This is a genomic window from Streptomyces sparsogenes subsp. cuspidosporus (assembly GCF_039532705.1).
GTDB lineage: Bacteria > Actinomycetota > Actinomycetes > Streptomycetales > Streptomycetaceae > Streptomyces > Streptomyces sparsogenes.
Window position 1 is genome coordinate 182,468 of record NZ_BAAASD010000001.1, and the last position, 24,204, is coordinate 206,671.

A 24,204-nucleotide genomic window follows, 5' to 3' on the forward strand; every position below is an offset into this window, starting at 1 on the left:
GAGGAGCTGCCCCTCACCCCCAACGGCAAGGTCGACAAGCGGGCGCTGCCCGAACCGGACGAGGACGACGTGGCCAAGGAGGTCTACGTCGCCCCGCGCACCGACACCCAGCGCGCGCTCAGCGCGCTCGTCGCGGAGGTCCTCGGGCACAGCCGCGTCGGCATCCGGGACAGCTTCCTCGACCTCGGCGGACACTCCCTGATGGCCGTACGGCTCGGCATGCGGGTCAAGAAGGAGATGGGCGCCGCACTGCCGCTCCAGCTCATCCTCTCCGGCGCCACCGTGGAGGAGATGGCCGAGGCGCTGGAGCCGGTGCCGGCCGCCGCCGAGGCCACGGGCGAGGCCGCCGGGCAGGAGGCCGCCGGGCAGGGAGCCGTTGAGCAGGAGGCCGCCGGGCAGGAGGCCGCCGGGCAGGGAGCCGCCGGGCAGGAGGCCGCCGCCGGCCGCGAGGGCGAGGAGGCGCCCCTGGCCCCGCTCCAGCGGGACCTGTGGTTCCTGAACCGGCCCGAGCACCTGGGCAGCGCCCACGACAACGTCCAGATCGTCTTCCGCGTCGAGGGCCCCCTGGACCGCGACGCCTACGCGCGCGCCGTCCGGGCACTGATCGAACGCCACGAGGTGCTGCGCACCGGCTACATCCGCCGCGACGGCACCGTCACCCAGCGCGTGAACGACGCCACCGGGTTCGAGATGCGCGTCCTCGAGACCGGCGACATCGGCGACGAGGCCCTCGCCGAGTGGCTCGCGGCCGAACGGGCGCGCCCCTTCCCACCGGAGGGCCGCCACCAGCTCCGCGCCCACCTGCTGGCCCAGTCGGACGACCGGCACGTCGTCGTCCTCACCCGGCCCTGGGGGGTCTTCGACGGCTGGTCGGTGCGGATCGTGCTGTCCGAACTGCTCGCCCTCTACCGCGCGTTCAGCCGGGGCGAGGAGCCGGAACTGGCGCCCCTGCCGCTCCAGTACGCCGAGGCCGCGCGCCGGCGCGCCGCGACGGACCCCGCAGAACTCGACCGCCAGCGCGCCTACTGGCGGAGCCGGCTGGCCGGCCTGCCCGCGTGCCTGTCGCTGCGCACCGACTACCCGCGGTGCCCGGTCAAGTCCTACCGGGGCTCCTCGGTGGACTTCGGGGTCGGGTCCGACCTGCTGACCCGGCTGCGCCGGCTCGGCCAGGAGCACGGCGTCACGCTCTACATGACGCTGCTGTCGGCGTTCGCCGTCCTGGTGGGCGGCCACGCGGACGACCACGACCTCGCGATCGGCTCACCGGTCACCAACCGGCCCACGGCCGAGGAGGAACGTGTCGTCGGCTACTTCGTCAGCACGCTGGTGATGCGTCTGAAGGCCACCCCCGAGCGCGCCTTCACCGACGTCCTGGCGCAGGCCCGGGAAGTCGTCTCGCAGGCCCACGACCACAAGGACGTGACCCTCGCGGATCTCGTCACCGCCCTGGCGCCCGAACCCGATCCGGCGTACTCCCCGCTGTTCCAGGTGATGTTCAACCTGATCCCCTCCCCGGAACCCGAGGCGGAGGCGGCGGACGCGGACGGCGAGCCGGGGGACCTGGCGATCGTGCCGCTGCCGGCCCACCCCGGCACGGCGAGGTACGACCTCACCCTCACCGCGCAGGAGACGGCCTCGGGGCTGCACGGAACCCTGGAGTACAGCACCGACCTGTTCACCTCGCGGACCGCCGAGGGCATGGCCCGGTCCTACGAGCTGCTGCTCGACCGGATCGCACGGGCCCCGGAGAGCGACCTGGCACACCTGTGGGCGCAGACGAACACCAGCGAAGGGGAGCAGACCCGGTGACCAGTCCGCACCTCCCCGAGGACGCGCCGGTGGCCGAGACCGATGTCGCGATCATCGGCATGGCGGGGCGTTTCCCCGGCGCCGACGACCTGGACTCCTTCTGGCGGCTGCTCAGCGAGGGCCGCGAGGGCATCACCCGCTTCAGCCGCGAGGAACTGGCGGCGGCCGGGATCCCCGCCCGGCTGCTGGACGACCCCGCGTACGTCCCGGCGCACGGCGTGATCCCGGACGTGGACCTCTTCGACACGGGGTACTTCGAGCTGACGCCGGCCGAGGCCGACATCACCGACCCCCAGCACCGCCTGCTGCTGACGACCGGGCACGCCGCCCTGGAGCACGCCGGCTACGACCCGTCCCGCTTCGGCGGGCTGATCAGCGTCTACGCCGGCGCCGCGATCAACACCTACCTCCAGCAGCAGGTCCTGCCCCGCGTCGACCAGACCACCACCTCGAACCACTTCGCGGTGATGGTCGGCAACGACAAGGACTTCCTGGCCACCAGGCTGTCCTACAAGCTCGACCTGAAGGGGCCGAGCTACGCCGTCCAGACGGCCTGCTCCACCGGGCTGGTGGCCGTCCACCTCGCCTGCCAGGGGCTGATCAACGGCGAGTGCGACATGGCCCTGGCCGGGGGCGTCACCGTCAAACTGCCGCAGACGCGCGGCTATCTCTACGAAGAGGGCGCGATCCTGTCCCCGGACGGGCATGTGCGCGCCTTCGACGCCGACGCCGGCGGCACCGTGCTCGGCAACGGCGTGGGCGTCCTGGTGCTCAAGCCGCTGCGGGACGCCCTCGCCGACCGCGACACCGTCCACGCCGTCATCAAGGGCACGGCGACCAACAACGACGGGTCGGGCAAGGTCAGCTTCGCCGCGCCCGGCGCGGCCGGACAGGCCACCGTTATCCGCGAGGCGCACGCCGTCTCCGGCGTCGACCCGCGCACCATCGGCTACGTCGAGGCCCACGGCACCGGCACCAGGCTGGGCGACCCGGTCGAGGTCGCCGCCCTGACCAAGGCGTTCCGGGCGGCCACCCCCGACACCGGCTTCTGCGCGATCGGTTCGGTCAAGTCCAACATCGGCCACCTCGACGCCGCCGCGGGCGTCGCCGGCCTGATCAAGACCGTGCTGATGATGAAGCACCGCACACTGGTGCCCACGCTGAACTTCCACGCGCCCAACCCCGCCATCGACTTCGCCGCCGGCCCGTTCACGGTGAGCACCGCCACCGCGCCCTGGACCGGGGACGGACCGCTGCGGGCCGGCGTCAGCTCCTTCGGTATCGGCGGCACCAACGCCCACGCCGTGCTGGAGCAGGCGCCGCCGGCGCCGGCCACCGGCGACTCGCGCCCCGCCCAGGTGCTGGTCCTCTCCGCCCGGACGCCCACCGCGCTGCGCACGGCCGCCGACCGACTGGCCGAGCACCTGGAGAGCGGGCTCGCCGATGAGGGGGCCGCGGCGTTGGCCGACGTCGCCTACACCCTGGCGGTGGGCCGGCGGGCCCACGAGTACCGGCTGGCCGTCCGCGGAGCCGACCGCGCGGGCCTCGCGGGCGCGCTGCGCACGGCGCCGGTGCCCGCGGAGCCCGGCACCGGCGAGGTGTCCCTCGTCTTCGCCGAGCGGGTCGAGGGCGCGGCGGAGCTCGCGGAGGCATGGGGCGCCGCCGAGCCCGCCTTCGCCGAGCACTACACGGCGGCGCTGGCCGCCGGCGCCGGTGAGCGGGGCGAGAGCGGACAGGCGTTCGCCCTCCAGTACGCGCTGGGCCGGCTCTGGCTCGGCTGGGGGCTGCGGCCGGTCGCGGTCCACGGCGACGGCCCGGCCGCCCTGGCGGCCGCGTGCGTGACCGGGGCCCTCCCCCTGGCCGACGGCGCCGCCCGGGCGGCCGCGGCCGCCGCCGAGCCGCCCGTACCCGCCGAGCCGCCCGTACCCGCCGGGGGGTCCCGGATCGCGTTGCGCGGGGCCCGGGAAGAGGTGCGCGGCCTGGCCCTGGGGGCGGCCGACGGCCCCTGGGACGCGGTCGCCCGCGCCTGGGCCGCCGGGGCCGAGGTCGACTGGGCCGCCTGGTTCGCCGGGCAGGACCGGGGCCGGGTGCCGCTGCCGACCTACCCGTTCGAAGGCCGCCGCTGCTGGATGGACGGCCCGGCGACCCCCGGCCCGCACGCCTCGGACGCGGCCGGGAGCGGGCGGGGGCCGCACCCCCTGCTGGACGAGAACGTCTCCACCCTGGACACCCTGGCCTACCGCTGCACGCGGTCGGGCGCCGAGTTCTACCTGGCCGACCACCGGGTCGGGGGCGAGCCCGTGCTGCCGGCGGTCGCCTACCTGGAACTGGTCCGCGCGGCGGGCGAGCTGGCCGTCGGCGGGCCGGTCCGGCTGCGTGGCGTCTCCTTCGACCGTCCGCTGTCCTTCGCCTCGGGCCCCCGCACCGCCCTGGTGTCCCTCTGGGGCGACCACGACGGCCTCGGCTTCGAGGTCACCGAGGAGGACCGCGTCCACGCGGCCGGCGAGATCCACCCCGAGCCGGCCGGGCCGGCCGATCCGGTCGACCTGGTCGCCGTGGCCGGCCGCTGCCCCGAGGCGATCGGCGGGTCCGACGCCTACGACCTGCTGCGGGCGCGTGGCCTGGACTACGGGCCCCGGATGCGCTCCCTCACCGAGGTGACCCTCGGCGAGCGCGAGGCCCTGGCCACCCTCGAACTCCCCGACGGCGCCTCACTGGACGGCGTGCGGCTGAACCCGGCCGTGCTGGACGGGGCCCTGCATGCCGTGGTGGTGCTGCTCGCCCGGTCCTACGGGGAGGCGGCCGGCGGCTTCCTGCCCATGGCGCTCGGCGAGCTGACCGTCCACGCCCCGGTCACCGGGGCCTGCCGCGCCCATGTGACGGTCGACCGGCTCACCGACCGCGCCGCGCGCGCCGAGGTGACCGTGCTGGACGCCACCGGGCAGCCGCTGGCCCGACTGCGCGACCTCACCGTACGGGTGCTGGACCGTGCCCGCCCCGCCGGATCGGCGCTGCTGGTCCGCCGCTGGACCGCGGCCCCCGCCAAGGACGCCGAGGACGCCGGGCGGCGCGTCGCCACCGGGGCCGTCGTCGCCGCCGACCCGGCCCGCCGCGCCGCGCTGGCCGAGCCGCTGACCGCCCGGGGCGCCGGGGAGGTCGCCGCGTACGCCCCGGGCGCTGAGGACGGGATACCCGGGGTCCCGGACGCCGTCCTGGTGGACGAGCCCGACCCGGCGGACGTCCTGCGCCTGGTGCGGCGGCTGCTGCGGAACCGCCCCACCGCTCCCGTCCGGGTCCTGCTGATCCACCGCCACGACGCGGACGGGGCACGGCCCGAACGGGCGGCGCTCGGCGGCTTCGCCCGGACCGTGCGGGCCGAGAACCCGCTGCTCGCGCTCCAGGTCATCGGGGTGGACCAGGACGTGGACGAGGCCGGCGAGGCCACGGCCCTCGCCGCCGAGCTGGCCGGGGACGGCCGTGACGTGGAGGTCGGCTACACCGGGTCGGGGCGGCAGGTCCCGCACGCCGTCCAGGCCCCCCGCACCGAGCCCGCGCCCGTACGCGCCGACGGGGTCTATGTGATCAGCGGCGGGGCCGGGGGACTGGGCCGGCTCGTCGCCGGCCGGCTGCTGGAGCGGAACGCGGGACGGGTGGTGCTGCTGGGCCGCGGATCGGGGCCCGCCCCCGGCGAGCTGGACGAGCGGATCGCGTACCGCCGGGTGGACGTCGGCGACGCCCGGGCCGTCGCCGCCTGCCTGACCGCCGTCCGCGAGGAGTTCGGGCCGGTCAACGGCGTCGTCCACGCCGCCGGGGTGCTGCGCGACGGCTTCGCGCTGACCAAGTCCGCCGACGACCTCGCCGCCGTGCTGGCCCCCAAGGCGGCCGGACTGCGCGCGCTGCTCGACGCCACGGCGGACGACCCGCTGGACTTCTTCGTCGCCTTCTCCTCGATCGCCGCCCACATCGGCAGCGCGGGACAGGCCGACTACGCCTACGCCAACGCCTTCCTGGAGGCGTACGCCGAGCGCCGCCCCGGCCTGACCGCGATCGCGTGGCCGCTGTGGGCCGAGGGCGGCATGCGCCAGCCGCCCGAGGTGACGGCCGAGATCGCCGCCCGCACCGGCTTCGGGGTGCTGCCCACCCAGGCCGGGCTCGCCCTCTTCGAGCAGGCGCTCGGCGCCCCCGGCGCCCTGGTCGCCGCCTACGGCGACACCGACGCCATCGTCGCCGCGCTGGCCGCCCCCGCCCCGGCCGACCCGGCGCCCCCGGCCGCTGCCCCCGCCTCCGGTGCCCCCGGCGCGGGGGACGCCGGCGCGGGGGACGCCGACCGGGCACGCGCCGCCGCCCTGCGGCTGCTGCGCGAGCTGATCGCCCAGGAGACACGCCTCGAGCCGGGCGAACTCGCCGAGGACACCCCGTTCGACCGCTACGGCATCGACTCGCTGCGCATCACCCGGCTCAACGCGGAACTGGAGCGCCACTTCGCCGGCCTGTCCAAGACGCTGTTCTTCGAGTACGCCACCCTCGGCGAGCTGGCCGACTACTTCGCCGGCCACCACGCGGCCGAACTGACGGAAACCCCCCGGCCCGAACCGGACGCCCCCCGACCCGGACCGGAAGCCTCCGCCGCGCCCGCCGGCGCGCCTCGCGTGCCGCGCCGCGGCAAGGCCGTCCGGGCGCCCCGCGCCGCCCGGCCCGCGCCCGGGGACGACGACCACCGGATCGCGGTCATCGGCCTCGCGGGCCGCTACCCGATGGCGGACGACGTGGACGAGTTCTGGACCAACCTGCTGGAAGGCCGCGACTGCGTCACCGAGATCCCCGCGGACCGGTGGGACCGCGACCGGTGGTACGACCCGGATCCGGCGGCGCCCGGTCTCGCCCACACCCGGTGGGGCGGGTTCCTGAGCGACGTGGACCGCTTCGACCCGCTGTTCTTCGGTATCTCCCCGCGTCAGGCCGAGCTGATGGACCCCCAGGAGCGGCTGTTCCTGCAGAACGCCTGGCATGTGCTGGAGGACGCCGGCTACCGGCGCGCCGACCTGGCCGGTCGCCCGGTCGGCGTGTACGTCGGCGTGATGTACGGCGAGTACCAGTTCCAGGGCGCCCTGGACGCGCTGCGCGGCGGGCGGCCGCTCACCGGCTCGTCCTTCGCGAGCATCGCCAACCGGGTCAGCCACCAGTTCGACCTGGCCGGCCCGAGCCTGGCGCTCGACACCATGTGCTCCTCCTCGCTCACCGCGATCCACCTGGCGTGCGAGAGCCTGCGCAGCGGCGAGAGCGAACTGGCGATCGCCGGCGGGGTCAACGTCTCGATCCACCCGTACAAGTACGCCTTCCTCAGCCAGGGCCGCTACCTGTCCTCCGACGGCCGCTGCCGCTCGTTCGGCGCGGGCGGCGACGGCTATGTGCCCGGCGAGGGAGTCGGCGCCGTCCTGCTCAAGCCCTACCGGCAGGCCCTCGCGGACGGGGACCGGATCCACGGGCTCATCCTCGGCAGCGCCGTCAACCACGGCGCCCGGACCAACGGCTACACCGTGCCCAGCCCGCACGCGCAGGCCCGGGTGATCGGCGCCGCCATGGAGCGGGCCGAGGTGGTCCCCGAGCAGATCGGCTACGTGGAGGCGCACGGCACCGGCACCGCCCTGGGCGACCCGATCGAGCTGACCGGCCTGACCACCGCCTACCGTTCGGCCTCCGCCGCGCCCGGCCGCTGGCCGATCGGCTCGGTCAAGAGCAACGTGGGACACCTGGAGTCCGCCGCCGGCATGGCCGGGCTGACCAAGGCGCTGCTCCAGTTCACCCACCGCACCCTGGTGCCCTCGCTGCACTCCGCCGAACCCAACCCCAACATCGACTTCGCCCGCTCGCCGTTCCGGGTGCAGCGCGAAACTGCCCCCTGGCCCGGCGGCGACGAGCCGCGCCGCGCCGGTCTCAGCTCCTTCGGCGCCGGCGGCGCCAACGCCCACCTGGTGCTGGAGGAGTCCCCGCGCCCCGACCCGTCGGCCGACCTGCCGGCGGCGCGGCAGACCGCCGCCGAGCCGGTGCTGTTCCTGCTGTCCGCGCGCGACGAGGAGCGGCTGCGCGACTACGCGGACCGGGCCGCCCGCTTCCTGGCGGCCGAGCGGGTCCCGCTGGCCGACCTCTGCTACACCACCCAGGTGGGCCGCGAGGCCCTGGACGCCCGGCTCGCGGTGCTGGCCGCCGACGGCGCCGAGATCGCCGACGCGCTGCGCCGCTTCGCCGGGGGCGGCCCGCGGCCCGGCATCGACGGCGGCGGGGCGCTCGGCGAGCGGGCCCGGACCTGGCTGGCCGGGGACCCCGTGGACTGGGCCGCCTGGCACGCCTCCCGGCCGGGCACGGCCCCCCGGCGGGTACGCGCCCCCCGCTACCCGTTCGCCCCGGAGCGCCACTGGATCCCGCTGGACCCGGACGCGGTGGGCCAGGCGCCCGGGGCCGCGCCGCTCCACCCCCTGGTGGACGCCAACGAGTCCACCGTGGCGGAGCCGCGGTTCCGCAAGACGCTGCGGGCCGGCGACCCGCTGCTGCGCGACCACGTCATCGAGGAGCGCGCGATCCTGCCCGGCGCCGCGACGCTGGCGTTCGTCGGCGCCGCCGCCGGGCTGGCCGAGCCGGGCGTCCGGCACGCGCTGCGCGACGTCGTGTGGGGGCGGCCGATCGAACCGGCCGACGGGGGAACGGCGCTGTACGTGTCCTTCCGGCCGGAAGGCGCCGGGCTGGCCTTCGAGGTCTACAGCGAGGACGGGGACGACCGGGTCGTCCACGCCCGGGGCAACGCGGTCCCCGCGCCCGGCACGGCACCCGCCGCCGTGGACCTCGACGCCCTGCGCGCCCGGCTGCCGCTGCTGCGCGACCGGGCCGCCGCCTACGCCGACTACCGCGCCGCGGGCTTCGCCTACGGACCGTCGTTCCAGGTCATCGAGGAGATCCGGAGCGGCCCCGAGGAGGCGCTGCTGCGCCTGAGCGGGGAGCGGGCCGCCGCGGCTTCGGAGTCGGCCCTGCCCCCGGCGCTGCTCGACGGCGCCCTGCGGGCCTGCCACTGGGCCGGCCGCACCACCGCTCCCCAGCCGGGGGAGCTGGCGGTGCCGTTCAGCCTCGACGAGCTGGAGACGTTCGCCCCGCTGCCCGCCGTCTGCTACGCGCACGCCCGGCTGGTGGGGGAGGCGGGCGGCGTCCGCCGCTTCGACCTCACCGTCCTGGACGAGCGGGGCCGGGCCCTGGCGAGCCTGCGGAACTTCGCCGGCCGGCCGCCGGGCGGAAGCGCCGGGCAGCCGGCCCGCCCCGTGCCCGGGACCGACCGGGCACGCTTCCACGAGCCGTACTGGCGCGCCGCCACCGACCCCGGGCCCGGCACTGCCGCCCCCACGCTCGCCCTGCTCGGCGGCTTACCCGGCCTGGAGCGGGAGCTGGCCCGGACGGGGACCTGGGGCCGGGTGGTCTCCCTCCCGGACGACCCCGACGGCCTCGCGGACCGGCTCGCCGACCTGGCCGACCCCGCCGGTCTCGACCTGGCCTACGCCCCGGGGTTCGCCGCGCCGTCCGCGTTCGACCCCCGGAGCGAGGACGCCGGGCCGGGCACGGACGCCCTGGAACGCACCTGCTTCGCGCTGCTGGAGCTGGTGCGGGCCGTCGCCTCCGGCGCGCTGCCCGGCCGGGTCCGGTGCGCGCTGGTCCATCCTCAGGACGGAGGCCAGGACCGGCCGGAAAACGCCGCGGCGGTCGGCTTCGCCCGGTCCACGACCCCGGTGGCGCCCCGTCTGGAGCTGCTCACCCTCGGGATGCCCGCCGACGCGCCCGTGGCCGGCCTCGCCTCCGCGCTGGCCGCGGAACTGCGCGCCGCAGGGCGCGCGGGCGGCCTCGACGTGCGCCGGACGGCGACCGGGGACCGCCAGGTGCGCGCCCTGCGCCCGGTCACCGACCCCGGCCCGGACCCGGCCGGACCGCCGCTGCGCGAGCGGGGCGTCTATGTGATCACCGGCGGCGGCGGGGCCATCGGCCGGGTCCTGGCCGAGCACCTGGCCCGGGCCCACCGGGCGCGCCTGGTGCTCATCGGCCGCTCCGCGCCGGACCCCGGAGCGCTGCGGAGCCTGACGGAGCACGGCGCGGAGGTGCTGGCGCTGCGCGCCGACGTGGCGCGGGCCGATGAACTCGGCTCGGCCCTGGCGGCCGTCCGGGAGCGCTTCGGCGCGCCGCACGGCGTGTTCCACCTGGCCGGTGTCGCCGACGACGGTCGCGCCACCGACGGGGACCGGGAGCGATTCGCCCGGGTCCTGGCGGCCAAGACCCGCGGCCTGGTCCACCTGGACCGGCTGACCCGCGACGACGCGCTCGACCTGTTCGTGGTGTTCTCCTCGGTGTCCTCGCTGATCGGCGACTTCGGCGCGGCCGCCTACGCCACGGCCAACCGCTTCGCCGACCTGTTCACCTCGCTCCGCGACTCCTGGACGCGGCGCGGGGACCGCCACGGCCGCAGCCTGTCCCTGGCCTGGCCCCTGTGGTCGGTGGGCGGCGTCGACGCGCTGGTGCGCGAGGACGAACTGGCCGCGTACACCCGGCGCACCGGCATGCGGGCGCTCAGCGCCGAGCAGGGCCTTGACGCCTTCGAGCGCGCGCTCGCCACCACGGCCCCCTGGCTGGTGCCCGCTTGGGGCGACCCCACCGCGATCGACGCCGCCCTGGCGGAGCCCGCCCCGCGGCCGGGCACGCCGACCCGGCCCGCCCCGTCGCCGGCCGCGGACGGCCGGCGCGCCCGGCTGGTGGAGCACCTGCGCGGGGTGCTGGCCGGGGTGCTGAAACTGGACCCGGATCGGCTCGACAGCAGGGTCCCGCTGGACGACTACGGGCTGGACTCGGTGCTGGTCATGGAGTCCAACGCGGTGCTCGGAAAGGACTTCCCCGGGTTACGGGGCACGGTCTTCTTCGAGTACCGCACGGTGGACGAGCTGGCCGACCACCTTCTGACGGAGCACCAGGACGCGGTCGCCCGGACGCTCCCCGAACCGGCCGCGCCGGCCGGTCCGGTTCAGGCCGCACCCACCGGTCCGGTTGAGGCCGCGCCGACCCGCCCGGCGCCGGGCGGCCACATCGCGGGGACCGCGCCGTCCGCCGGGGCCGGGACCGCCCGCCGTGAGGCGCACGAGGACGAGCCGATCGCGATCATCGGCGTCAGCGGCCGTTACCCCCAGGCGGACACCCTGGAGGAGTTCTGGCGCAACCTCGCCGAGGGCCGCGACTGTGTGACGGAGGTCCCGGCGGACCGCTGGGACGCGGAGGCCCTGTTCGACCCGGATCCGGACGCGCCGGGCCGCAGCTATGGCCGCTGGGGCGGTTTCCTGTCCGATGTCGATTCCTTCGACTCGCTGTTCTTCCAGATCTCGCCCAAGCAGGCCCGCACGATGGACCCGCAGGAGCGGCTGTTCCTGGAGACGGCCTGGTCGGCGCTGGAGAACGCGGGCTACCCCCCGTCGCGCATCCCCGCGCCGAGGTTCGGCGGGCAGGGGCATGACGTCGGCGTGTTCGTCGGCGTCATGTGGGACGACTACGCGATCCTCGCGGCCACCGAGTCCGCGCGCGGCAACCACCAGGTGGTGCTCGCCAACCGCGCCTCGATCGCCAACCAGGTCTCGTACTTCGGCGACTTCCGGGGGCCGAGCGTGGTGATCGACACCGCCTGCTCCGCGTCCCTCGTCGCGGTGCACCAGGCCTGTGAGTCCATCCGCCGCGGCGAGTGCTCGTACGCCATCGCCGGTGGCGTCAACGTCGCCGTACACCCGGACAAGTACGTCCACCTCAGCCGCAGGAACATGCTCTCCACCGACGGCCGCTGCCGGGCCTTCGGCGCGGGCGGCACCGGGTACGTGCCCGGCGAGGGCGTGGGCGCGGTGGTGCTCAAGCGGCTGTCGGAGGCCGTCCGGGACGGCGACACCGTCCACGCCGTGATCCGGGCCAGCGCCGTCAACCACGGCGGCCGCAACAGCGGCTACACCGTCCCCAACCCCCACGCGCAACAGGCGCTGGTGGAACAGGCGCTGGCCGCCGCGGGCATCGACGCCCGCACCATCGGCTGCGTCGAGGCCCATGGCACCGGCACCGCCCTGGGCGACCCGATCGAACACACCGGGCTGGCCCAGGCGTTCGCCGCGCACACCTCCGACACCGGGTTCTGCGCGCTCGGCTCGGTGAAGTCCGCCATCGGCCACCTGGAGGGCGCCGCCGGAATCGCCGGGCTCACCAAGGCCGTCCTCCAGCTGCGCCACGGCACGCTGCTGCCCACCCTGCACGCCGAGGAACTCAACCCCGTCATCGACTTCGAGAACTCGCCGTTCACCGTCCAGCGGGAGACCGCCCCCTGGCCGCGCCGACTGGACGCCGACGGCCGTCCGCTGCCGCGCCGCGCCGCCGTCAGCTCCTTCGGCGCCGGCGGCACCAACGCGCACGTCATCCTCGAGGAGTACCTACCGGCTGAGTCCGCGGCGGCCGGGCCCGAGGGGCCCGAACTGATCGTGCTCTCCGCCCGGGACGAGGAGCGGCTGCGGGAGTACGCGGCACAGTTGGGCCGCGCGCTGAGCGAGCCGACCGGGCCCGAGCCCCTTCGGCTCGCCGACGTCGCCCACACCCTGCGGGTGGGCCGTGAGCCGATGGCGGAGCGGCTGGCCTTCGTCGCCCGCGACCTCGCCGAGGCGGCCGACCGGCTCGCCGCCGCCGGGCGCGGCGAGGGCGGGCAGTGGCTGCACCGGGGCACGGTGGGACAGCACCCGCCGCTCGCCGGCCTGTTCACCGAGAGGACCGCGGGACAGGACTTCCTGACGGCCCAGATCATGGCCGGCGACGACGATCTGCTGGCGCGGCTGTGGGCGTCGGGCATCACCCTCGACTGGGAGCTGCTGCACCGGCTGCGGCCGGGCGCCCGGCGACGGGTGCCGCTGCCGGCCTACCCGTTCGAGCGGGCGCGCCACTGGCTCGACATCACCGGCGCGCCGGAGCCGTCCGAGCCGTCCCCCGCCCCGGCCGCGCCGCGCGCGGACTGGCGGCGTACGCTCGCGGCCGACGAACCCGTGCTGCGCGACCACGTGGTGCGGGGGCGCCCCCTGCTGCCGGGCGTCGGCCATCTCGACCTGGTCGCCGAGGCCCGGGGCGGACTCACCACGGGGGCCTTCACCGAGGTCCGCTGGATCGCGCCGCTGGCCGTCGACGGAGCCCGGACGCACGCGCGGGTCCGCTTCGAGGCGGCGGGCGCGGGCGATCAGGAGCGCTACGAGGTGCTGGGCGCCGACGGCACCGTACGCTCCCACGGCCGCCTGGCCCAGGCGCCGCCGGCCCCGCCCGCGCTCGACGTCGAGGCGCTGCGGTCCCGCCTGGAGAGCGGGCCCGGACGGGACGCCTTCTACCGGCTGCTCGAAGGACAGGGCCTGCCCTACGGGCCGTTCTACCGCCGGGTGGACCAGGTGTGGACGGGCCCGCACGAGGTGCTCGGCCGGATCGGCACCGCCCCCGAGGACGCGGCACACCGCCTGCACCCCGGCGTACTGGACGCCGCCCTGCACACCGTGGCCGCCCTGCTGGCCCGCCGCAGGGGGGAGGGCGCCCGGCCGATGCTGCCCTTCGCCGCCGACCGTGTCGATGTCTTCGGCCCGGTGCCGGCCACCGGGTGGTCCCATGTCACCGAGACCGGGACCGACCGCTGGGACGTCTCGGTCCTCGACGAGTCGGGCGCCGTCCGGGTGCGGTTCACCGGCCTGCTCTACCGCGAGGCCAGGCCGGCCGCCGTGGTGGGCTACCGGCCGGCCTGGACGCAACGCCCCGCCGAGGACACCGCGCCGCCCGCCCAACGGGTGCTGCTGGTCGGCGAAGAGCTGGACGCCGAACCGGCCGTCGCCATCGCCCGGCAGCACGCGCACGCCCAGGTGCGGCGCCTGCCCATCGGCCCGGGCGGGCCGGCCGACGCCGACCTCGACCGGGCGCTGGCCGAGCCCGGCGGATACGACCTGGTCTACTTCCTCGGCACCGCGCCGGAGCCGGAACCCGCCGACCCGGCGGACCTGCGAGCGGCGCTGGACCGCGGCGTGGTCGCGCTGTACCGCCTGGTGCGCGCCCTGGACCGGCGCGGCCTGCTCGACCAGGACCTCCGGCTGAAGGTCGTCACCACGGGCGCGCACCCGCTCGATCCGGACGAGGACGCCGCACCCTGGGCGGCCGGTCTGGGCGGCCTCGCGATGGTGGTGGGCAAGGAGTTCCCGAAGCTGAGGGTCGCCGTGGTCGATGTGCGCCGGACCGAGGCCGCCGCGTCGGCGCCGCTGGTGGCGGCCGAGCCGTTCCCCGCGCGGACCGCGCCGGTGTCCCTGCGGGGCGGGCTGCGGCGGGTGCGCTCGCTGGAGCGGGTGACGCTGCCGGAGGAGCCCTCGCGGTTCCGCGAGGGCGGGGTCTACCTGATCGTCGGCGGGCTGGGCGCCGTGGGCCGGGACACCTGCCGCCACCTGGCCCGCACCTATGGAGCGAAGCTGGTCGTGGTCGGACGCTCGCCGCTGGACGAGCGGCGCCGCGCGGTCGTCGCCGAGTTGGAGGCGGCCGGCGCCCGGGTGCGCTACCTGGCGCTGGACGCCACGGACCCCGCGGCGCTGGCCGGGGCCGTCCGGCTGGCCAAGAAGGAGTTCGGCGCCCTGCACGGTGTGATCAACGCCGCGATGGTGCTGGTCAACCGGGAGGTACGGGAACTGCCCGAGGCACAGCTCCGGGCGGCGCTCGACGTCAAGACCCACACCACCTGGGGCCTGCTGCGCGCGGTCCGCGACGAGCCGCTGGACTTCGCGCTGCTGTACTCCTCCGGCGTCGCCTTCGAGGGCAACCACGGCCAGGCGGGGTACGCGGCGGGCTGCGCCTGCGCGGACGCCTACGCCCTGCACGCCGCGCGCACCCTGCCCTTCCCCGTGCGGGTGCTCAACCTCGGCTACTGGCACGCCGGCGGCGACGAGGACAGGGAGCGGGTGCTGCGCCGCGTCCGGGCGGCGGGCATCAGACCGCTGACGGCGTGGGAGGGCATGGCCGTGGTCGAGCAGGTGCTCGGCGCCGGCCTGCCCCAGTTGCTCGCCCTCGACGCCGACCCGCGCATCCTGGAGAACCTGGGCGTGACGCCCGGCCGGGCGCTCACCGTGCTGCCCGGCCCCGCCCCGGCCGCGCCGCCCCGCGTCGCATTCGCCGAGCCGGCCGAGTCCGGCGGTCGCGACCCGGCCGAGTCGGCCGATCGCGACCTGATGGCGCATCAGGCCGCAGTGGCCGAGGCGGAGCGGCTGTCCCCCCGCCTGCTGGCGGCGGCGCTGCGCCCGACCGGCCTGTTCGAGTCGGCGCGGCGGCCCTCGGACGCGGCGGAGTTGGCGGCCCGGCTCGCGGTCGTACCCGAGCACGCCGCGCTCTTCTCGACACACCTCGGCATGCTGGCCGACGCCGGCTGTCTGAGCAGGACGGGCGAACGGCTGGAGACCGCCGGCCGCCCGGTCGAGTCCTGGGCCGACGCCGCCCGCGCCGCCGACGAGCTGATCGCCCGCCACCCGGGGGTCGAGCCCGTGGTCTCGCTGCTGCGGGACTGCCTGCCCGCGCTGCCCGACGTGCTCACCGGGCGGCGCGACGCCATGGACGTGCTCTTCCCGCACGGCTCGTCCGAGCGAGTGGCCGCCGTGTACCGCGGCGACCCGGTCACCGACCGGTGCAACGCCGAGGTCGCCCGGCTCGTAGCCGACCAGGTGCGGGCCCGGCTCGCCGCCGCCCCCGGCGCCCGGGTGCGGGTGCTCGAGGTGGGCGCCGGGACCGGTGGCACCAGCGCGGCGGTGCTCGCCGCGCTGGCCCCCCACGGCGCGTCGGTCGAGTACGTCTTCACCGACGTCTCCCCGGCGTTCGTCCGCAAGGGGCGGGCCCGGTTCGGCTGCCCGGACCACCCCTTCGCGCGCTTCGAGGTCCTGGACATCGAGGCCGACCCGGCCGGCCAGGGCATGCCGGCGGGCGCTCACGACGTGGTGTTCGGCACCAATGTCTTCCACGCCACACGGCGCCTGGAGGACACCCTGACGCACGCCAAGCGGCTGCTGCGCCGGGGCGGGGTGCTGCTGCTCACCGAGGGCACCCGCCCCCTGCACCAGCTCGCTCTCATCTTCGGCCTGACGGCCGGCTGGTGGCGGTTCACCGACCCGGAGCAGCGGATGCCCGGCTCACCGCTGGCCACCGAACGGCAGTGGCGGGACGCGCTGGCGGCCTGCGGCTTCACGGACATCAGCGTCGGATCGCCGACGACCGCGGCGGGACCGGCCTTCCAGAGCGTGATCGCCGCGGTCAGCGACGGTGTGATCAACGACGGCGTGGCCAACGACGGTGTGGCCAACGATGACGTGGCCAACGATGGCGCGGTCGGTGACGGTGCGGTCGGTGACGGTGTGGTGCCGGCCGCCGCCGGGGCGACCTCGCCCCCGTCCCCGGCCCCCGTGGCGGCCCCGGCTCCGGCCACGGAGCCCGCCGCGCCGGCCGCCGTCCCGGCCACGGCGCCCGCCACGGCCGGGCCGGACGACCCGCTGGAGCGGGTGACGGCGGTCTTCGCCCGGGTGCTGGAGATGTCCCCGGAGCGGCTGGACCCCGATCTCACCTTCGAGAACTACGGCGTGGACTCCCTGGTGGTGCTGGAGCTGACCCGGGGCCTGGAGGCGGTGTACGGACCGCTGCCGACGACCCTGCTGTTCGAGCGGATCACCATCCGGCGGCTCGCCGAGTACTTCCGCTCCCGCACGTCACCGGCCGCGCCCCCGGCCCGGGAAACGGAACCCGCCCGGCGACCGGAACCCCGGCGACCGGAGCCGAGCCGGCAACCGGAGCGGGCTCCGGAACCGGAGCGTGCCCCGGAACCGGAGCCGAAGGCCGGACCCGCCCCCGCCGACGGCGTGGACAGCCTGGTGGCGGGCCTGTCCGACGAGGACGTCGCAAAGCTGCTGGGCCAACTGCTCCCCGGCTACCGGGAGTCCGAGGGAGGAAGACGATGACCGCCGAGCCGTTCAGCTGCGTCGTGGTGGGGGAGGAGGCGCTGCTCGTCGAGTGCACCAGGCTGCTGCGGGAGCGGAAGCACACGGTCGCCGCCGTGGTGTCCCCGTCGGCGGAGCTGCTCGCCTGGGCCGAGGCCGAAGGGCTGCCGGCCGTGCCGTTCGGGCCGGACCTCGCCGAGCGCCTGGCACCCCTGCGCTTCGACTACCTCTTCAGCATCGCCAACCTCCGGATGCTCCCGGAGGAGGTGCTGGCCCTGCCCGCCAGGCTGCCGGTCAACTTCCACGACGGGCCGCTGCCCCGGCACGCCGGCCTGTTCGCCACCAGCTGGGCCATCCTCGAAGGCGCGAAGCGGCACGGCGTCACCTGGCACGTGATGACCGGCGAGGCCGACAGCGGCGACCTGCTCAAGCAGCGCGAGGTGCCGGTCGACCCGGCGGCGACGGTACGCGACCTCGACCTCGCGTGCTTCGACGCGGGCATCGAGTCCTTCGCCGAACTCGTCGACGAACTGGCGGCGGGCACGGCCACCCGGACGCCCCAGGACCTCGCACAGCGCACCTACCACGGCGCGTTCGACGGCCCCCCGCGCGCGGGCCTGGTGGACTGGCGGCGCCCCGCCACCGAGCTGGACGCGCTGGTGCGGGCCACCGCGTTCGGGCGCCGCCGCAACGCCTTCGGCACCGCCCTGCTGCCCCTCCCGGGCGGGCCGGCGGCCGTCCGGGGTGTCGAGATCACCGACCGGCTGTCGACCCGGGAGCCGGGCACGGTGCTCGACTCGGGCCCGGACGCGATCACCGTGGCCACCGCCGACCGGGACGTCCGGCTCACCGACCTGGCCGACCTGACCGGCGAGCCCCTCGACCTCACCGAGGTGGCGGACGCCCTCGCCCGGGACCACCACGGCCGCTTCCCGGAGCCCTCCGAAGCGGAGGTGGCCGAACTGGCGGCGGCCGCCCGCGCGGCACACCGGCAGGAACGGCGCTGGTTACGCGCCCTCCGCACCCTGGAGCCCGTCCTTCCGCCGAGGTTCGGCGAGCTGGGGCCCGTTCCGGACGCCGGTCCCGTACCGCTGCCCGAGGCCCTGCGCGCCGCGGGCGGCGGGGCGCCGGCGGAGACGGTGGCGCTGGCCGCGGTGCTGGCCCTGCTGGCCCGCCTGGCCCGCGGCGGGGAGCGCGATGTCGCCCTGCCCGTGACCCCCGCCCCGTCCGCCGTGACCGGTGGGCCGACCGGTGGGCTGCTGGCGGACGAGGTGCCGTTGCGGGCCCCGCGCGATCTGCTGGAGCGGACGCTCGGGCGGCTCGCCGGGGAGGTCGGCGCCGAGGTCGCCGCGGTCCGGGCCCGCTCGCCGTACCGCCGCGACGTCCTGCTGCGCCACCCGGACCTGCCCGGCGCCGCCCGGCAGCCGCTGCCGATCGCCGTCGTGCCGCCCGGCGCCGACACCAGAGCCGACACCACCGCGGACACCGGCGCCGGCGCGGGAGAACGGGCGCTCACCATCCGGATCGACTCCCTGGGCACCGTCACCTTCGACCACGGCGCCGGCCTGACCGCCGATGGGGGCCGGTGGCTCGCCCGGCGCCTCGCGCTGCTCCTCGACGCCGCCACGGCCGAGCCCGACCGGCCGCTGGGCGAGCTTCCCCTGCTCACGGCCGCCGAACGGGAGCTCATCCGGGGCCGGTGGAACGACACCGCCGAGGAGTACCCCCGGGAGCGGACCGTGACCCGGCTGATCTCCGACCTCGCGTGCGCCGCGCCGGCCGAGCCCGCCGTCCGGTTCGAGGGCCGGGAACTCGGCTACGCCGAGCTGGACCAGGCCGCCGACCGGCTCGCCCGGCACCTCATCGAGCTGGGCGCGGGCCCCGGCTCGCTGGTCGGCGTCTACCTGGACCGTTCCCCCGAACTGGTCGCCGGCCTGCTCGCGGTGCTCAAGACCGGCGCGGCCTACGTCCCGATCGACCCCATCTACCCGCCCGCGCGGATCGGCCACATGCTGGCCGACTCCGGAGCCCGACTGGTGCTGACCGACGACACCCTGCGCGAGGGCCTGGCCGGCTTCCCCGTCACCCCGGTCCCGGTGACCGTGGCCGCACCGGAGGAGGGGGCGCCGACCGCGCCGGTGGACCGCTCGGCGCCCGACGCCCCGGCGTACGTCATCTACACCTCCGGCTCCACCGGCCGGCCCAAGGGCGTCCAGGTGCCGCACCGGGCGCTGGTCAACTTCCTGTGGACGATGGCCCGGCGGCCCGGCTTCGGGTCCGGTGACTCGCTGCTCGCGCTCACCACCGTGTGCTTCGACATCGCCGGCCTGGAGCTCTACCTGCCGCTGGTGCGGGGCGGCACCGTCGAGGTCCTCCCCGCGGAGGTGTCCGCCGACGGCTTCGCGCTGCGCGAGCGGATCGAGCGAGCCGCGCCCACCGTGCTCCAGGCCACGCCCACCACCTGGCAGATGCTCATCACCGCCGGCTGGGCCGGCGACCCCGGGCTGCGGGCGCTGTGCGGCGGCGAGCCCCTGCCCCAGGAGCTGGCCGACCAACTGGCCGGCCGGGTCGGCGAGCTGCACAACATGTACGGCCCCACCGAGACCACCATCTGGTCCACCACCGACCGGGTGCGGCCCGGCGAGCCGGTCACCATCGGGCGGCCCATCGGCAACACCCGCTGCGACGTCCTGGACGAGCGCGGGGTCCCGGTGCCGCCCGGCGTCCCGGGCGAGCTGTACCTGTCCGGCGACGGCGTCGCCGACGGCTACCTGGGCCGGCCGGAGATGACCGCGGAGCGGTTCGTACCCGCCGCCCCGGGACCCGGCCGTGCCTACCGCACCGGGGACCTGGTGCGCCACCTGCCGGACGGCAGGCTGGAGTACCTGGAGCGGATCGACGGCCAGATCAAGCTGAACGGCTACCGGATCGAACTGGGCGAGGTGGAGTCCGCGCTCCGGCGGGCCCCCGGTGTGACGGCGGCGGTCGCGCTGGTGCGCGAGGACCGGCCCGGCGAGCGCCGGCTGGTGGCCTATGTGACCGGCTCGGCCGAACTGCCCGGCCCCGCCGCCCTGCGCGCCGCGTTGCGCGACACCCTGCCGGCCTACATGGTCCCGGCGGCCGTCGTGGTGGTGCGGAGGCTCCCGCTCACGGCGAACGGCAAGATCGACCGCGCGGCGCTGCCCAGGCCCGGCACGGCGCCGGTGGCGGGTGCCGCGGCGGCGGTCCGCGGCGATCTGGAGCGCCGCGTCGCCGAGGTCTGGTGCGAGGCGCTGGGCCTGGAGCGGGTGGGCGCCGAGGACAACTTCTTCGACCTGGGCGGCGATTCGCTGCGGCTCACCTCCGTGGTGGCGGTGCTCCGCGAGCGTCTGGGCCGGCCGGTCGGCCGCCTGGACATGTTCGCCCACCCCACCGTACGGGCCATGGCGGCCCACCTGTCCGGCGACGACCGGCCCGCGCCATCGGCCGGGCGTCGCGGCCGGGACGACACGGCGCTGGCACAGCGTCGCGGCCGGCGGCGGAGGCGGGCATGAGCCACCTCCCGCCCACCGGAAACCGATCTCACACAACAGGGGGTTCCGTGTCCCGTTGCACGGTTTGCTCGCTGGGGGCCGACCACCCCGGCGTAGTGCTCGACGACCAGCAGGTGTGCAATCTCTGCAACCTCGACTTCGCCGAGGACCTGCTCGTCAACTACCACTACACCAGCGAGGTGTTCGCCGAGTTCCAGCAGGCCCCGCCGGCCGCCGGCGAGTTCGACTGCCTGTTCATGTACAGCGGCGGCAAGGACAGCACATACATGCTGGACAAGTTCGTCAACGAGTACGGCAAGCGGGTGCTCGCCTACACCTTCGACGTGCCGTTCGAGAGCGTGCACGCGGCCCAGAACATCGCGCTCGCCCGGGAGAAGATCCCGGCCACCTACCTGCTGGACGCCGACGACGACAACATCAAGCTGATGATGCGCGAGGTGTTCAACCGCCCCGCACCGGCCAAGCCGGGCCGGTACCTGGACGAGAAGCTGCCCTGCGTCTCCTGCCGGACCTTCTTCGTCCTGCGGGCCATCCTGACCGCCCACGAGCGGCGGATCCCGTACATCGCGCTGTGCGCCGACCCGCAGCAGATCCTCACCATGGAGTCCAACGTCCGCGAGATCGTCCGCGGCTTCTACAACACCTTCGGCGAGCGGCTGACCGGCACCCTCTTCGGCGAGCGGCTGGAGGACCTGCTCTTCGAGGACGACGACGACCTGCCGAAGATCGTGTTCCCGTTCATCGCCATGCGGAACGAGTACGACCCGGACCGGATCGTCGAGGAACTTCAGGCCAAGGGGCTGTACGACTCCTCGCCACTGGAGACCCACTGCACCCTCTTCCCGCTGTTGAACTACTACTCGTTCAAGAACTGGGACTGCATGTTCTACAAGCTCAACGCGGCCAGCCATGTGCGCGCGGTGCGGCGCAACGGCGACCAGGCCCGGAACACCTTCAGCATCAAGTTCCCCCGCACCCTCGACCTCGCCGGCGTGGAGGAGCGGCTCGGAGGGGTGGTCATGGCGATCGCCGCCGGTGAGGGCAGCCGTGAGGAGCACGAGCGGACGCTGGTCGACCTGTTCCAGCACATGGACGCGTCCGAGGACGCCGCCCGGTTCGTCGCCCGCAGCTTCCTCGACATGCGCTCGGTCGCCGACGACCTCGGCATCCGGCTGGGCTGACGGAAGAGGAGGAAGGAACACCATGACCCATTCCGACGCCGACGTCGCGATCATCGGCATGGCCTGCCGCTTCCCCGGCGCGGACTCGATCGAGCGGTTCTGGGACGTGCTGCGCGAGGGCCGGGAGACCCTGACCCGCTACACCGACGAGGAACTGCTCGCCGCCGGGGTGCCCGCCGAACACCTGGCCGACCCCCGCTATGTGAAGGCCGGCCAGGGCATCCCGGACGTGGACCTGTTCGACTCCGAGCTGTTCCAGATCACCCATGACGAGGCCGAGATCCTCGATCCGCAGCACCGGATCTTCCTGGAGTGCGCCCTGACCGCCCTGGAACGGGCCGGCTACGACCCGGAGCGCACCGAGGGCCACATCGGCGTCTACGCCGGCGCGGGCATGAACACCTATCTGCTGCACAACCTGAGCGAGCGCTACCGGGCCGCCTCCTCCGTCGACCACTACCGGCTGATGCTGGCCAACGACAAGGACTTCCTGGCCACCCGGGTGTCCTACAAGCTCAACCTGCGAGGTCCCAGCCTCAGCGTCAACACCGCGTGCTCCACCTCCCTGGTCGCCGTGCACTCCGCCTGCCTCGCCCTGCTCGGCGGGGAGTGCGACATGGCCCTGGTCGGCGCGGTGCACCTGGCTCCTCCCGGCCAGGGCTACCACTACCAGGAAGGCATGATTTTCTCCCCGGACGGCCACTGCCGCGCCTTCGACGCCGCGGCCCAGGGCACCGTGATCGGCAGCGGCGCGGGCGTGGTCGTCCTCAAGCGGCTGAAGGCGGCGCTCGCCGACGGCGACTGGATACACGCCGTCATCAAGGGGGCGGCGGTCAACAACGACGGCTCGAACAAGACCGGGTACACCGCGCCGAGCATCGCCGGGCAGGCCGAGGTCATCGCCGACGCCCAGGAGATCGCCGACGTGTCCCCGGACACCATCGGCTACGTCGAGGCGCACGGCACCGGCACCCCGCTCGGCGACCCCATCGAGGTCGCCGCGCTCACCCGGGCGTTCCGCGAGGGCACCGAGGAGACCGGCTTCTGCGGACTGGGCTCGGTGAAGACCAACATCGGCCACCTGGACACCGCCGCGGGCATGGCCGGGCTGATCAAGACCGCGTTGATGCTCGAACACGGCAGCCTGGTGCCGAGCCTGCACTTCACCTCGCCCAACCCGGACATCGACTTCGAGTCCAGCCCCTTCTACGTCACCACCAGCACCACCGAGTGGCCGGCCACCGACGGACCCCGCCGGGCCGGCGTCAGCTCCTTCGGCATCGGCGGCACCAACGCCCACGTGGTGCTCCAGGAGCCCCCCGCCAGGAACGAGGCCCCGCGCGGACGCGACCGCGAACTGCTGGTCCTGTCCGCCCGGTCCGAGGCCGGGCTGCGCCGTGCCACCACCGCCCTGGCCCGCCATCTGCGGCAGCACCCCGGGCTCGACCTCGGCGCCGTCGCGGCGACCCTCGGCCTCGGCCGCCGCGGGCACACCCACCGGCTGGCCCTGGTGGCCGACGGCACCCGGGACGCCGCCATGGCGCTGGCACTCGGCAAGGAGGAGCGCCTGCTGCGGGGGGTGGCCGACGGGGAGCCGAGCGCTCCCGTCCTCGTCCTGACCGGCACCGGCGCAGACGAGGCGGACGCACGCGAGCTGTACCGGTCGGTGCCCGCCTACCGGTCCGCCGTCGAGGCCTGCGCCACCGCCCTGGCCAGGGCCGGGGAGCCGGACGGGCTGCTCGCCGAGGGCGGGGCGCGCGCGGCGTTCGGCCATGAGTACGCGCTCGCCACCACCCTCCTCGACTGGGGCGTCACCCCGGGCGGGCTGGCGGCCACCGGCACCGGCCTCGCGGTGGCCGCCGCACTGACCGGAGCCCTCCCGCTGCCGGACGCGCTCGCCCTCGCCGAGGGCGCCGAGCCCCCGCGGCCGACACCGCCCCGGCTGCCCGTGCTCTCCCCGCGCACCGGCGGGTGGATGACCGAGGAGGAGAGCCGGCAGCCCGGCAACTGGACCGGCGCGGGAGACCCGGCCGCCCTGGTCGAGCAACTCGACCGCGACGGGCGGCCCCTGCTGCGGCTGGCGCCCGCCGACGGCGGCCCGGCCGGCCTGGGCCACCTCCTCACGCTCGCCGCGGCGCAGTGGGTGGGGGGCGCGGCGCTCGACTTCACGGCCGTGCACGCCGGCAGCGAGGTCCGGCGCCTGCCGCTGCCCACCTATCCGTTCGAGCGGCGCCGGCACTGGGTCGATCCCGGCCATGCCACCGCGGGGCCGGCCCAGGACGGCCCCGGACGGCTGACGGCGCGGTTCGACCCCGGCGACCCGGCGCGGAACGTCGAGTTGATCACCGACTGGCTCGTCGAGGAGGTCGGCCGGCTGCTCGGCGGCCGTCAGCGCGTGGCGCTCGACTCCAACCTGTTCGACATGGGAGTCGACTCGCTGGTGCTGATCGAGGTCGTCGCCAAGCTCGGCCAGGAGGTGGACTTCGCCGTCCCGCCCACCTCCTTCATCGAGTTCCCGACCATCCGCGCCTTCGTGGACAACCTGGCCGAGCTGATGGGCCTCGTCTCCGGGCCGCGGGACCGGGCCGCCGAGGCGGCCTCCCCCGTCTCCCGGCGCGCGCGCAAGGCCCAGGCCAGGCAGGCCGGCACCGAGGATCTGTGAGAGAG

The 24,204-nt window shown here is 75.8% G+C and carries 5 protein-coding genes (1 of these 5 running past the window's edge); all 5 read left to right on the top strand.

All coding sequences use genetic code 11. The features are described from left to right. Tightly spaced (at most 47 nt apart), the 5 genes in view from ABFY07_RS00710 to ABFY07_RS00730 form a layout consistent with a single transcriptional unit that may run on beyond the window. A protein-coding gene (locus tag ABFY07_RS00710) for an amino acid adenylation domain-containing protein (RefSeq protein WP_428836825.1) crosses the window boundary here: on the top strand, positions 1-1,809 show its 3' end. Its footprint begins 7,515 nt before the window's first position; 1,809 of the gene's 9,324 nt are visible here — the last part of the coding sequence; the start codon falls outside the window, past its left edge; its stop codon occupies positions 1,807-1,809. After that, complete coding sequence (locus tag ABFY07_RS00715; RefSeq protein ID WP_346172509.1) at positions 1,806-16,844, top strand: SDR family NAD(P)-dependent oxidoreductase; 15,039 nt, start codon at positions 1,806-1,808, stop codon at positions 16,842-16,844. Before ABFY07_RS00710 ends, ABFY07_RS00715 begins: the two co-directional genes overlap by 4 nt. Continuing rightward, the gene (locus tag ABFY07_RS00720) at positions 16,841-20,356 is read left to right on the top strand and encodes an amino acid adenylation domain-containing protein (RefSeq protein ID WP_346172510.1); all 3,516 of its coding nucleotides are present in this window, start codon (positions 16,841-16,843) and stop codon (positions 20,354-20,356) included. The genes ABFY07_RS00715 and ABFY07_RS00720 overlap by 4 nt, the downstream gene beginning before the upstream one ends. Before the next feature lie 47 nt (positions 20,357-20,403). Next, complete coding sequence (locus tag ABFY07_RS00725) at positions 20,404-21,537, top strand: adenine nucleotide alpha hydrolase family protein (RefSeq protein ID WP_346172511.1); 1,134 nt, start codon at positions 20,404-20,406, stop codon at positions 21,535-21,537. A gap of 22 nt (positions 21,538-21,559) precedes the next feature. Next, positions 21,560-24,199, top strand: a complete 2,640-nt coding sequence (locus ABFY07_RS00730) for a type I polyketide synthase (protein WP_346172512.1) — start codon at positions 21,560-21,562, stop codon at positions 24,197-24,199. The last annotated feature ends 5 nt before the right edge of the window (positions 24,200-24,204 follow it).

Bases quoted from the DNA above. Each gene is read 5' to 3' on its own strand.
- ABFY07_RS00720 (WP_346172510.1), top strand. From the start codon at position 16,841: ATGACCGCCGAGCCGTTCAGCTGCGTCGTGGTGGGGGAGGAGGCGCTG.
- ABFY07_RS00730 (WP_346172512.1), top strand. From the start codon at position 21,560: ATGACCCATTCCGACGCCGACGTCGCGATCATCGGCATGGCCTGCCGC.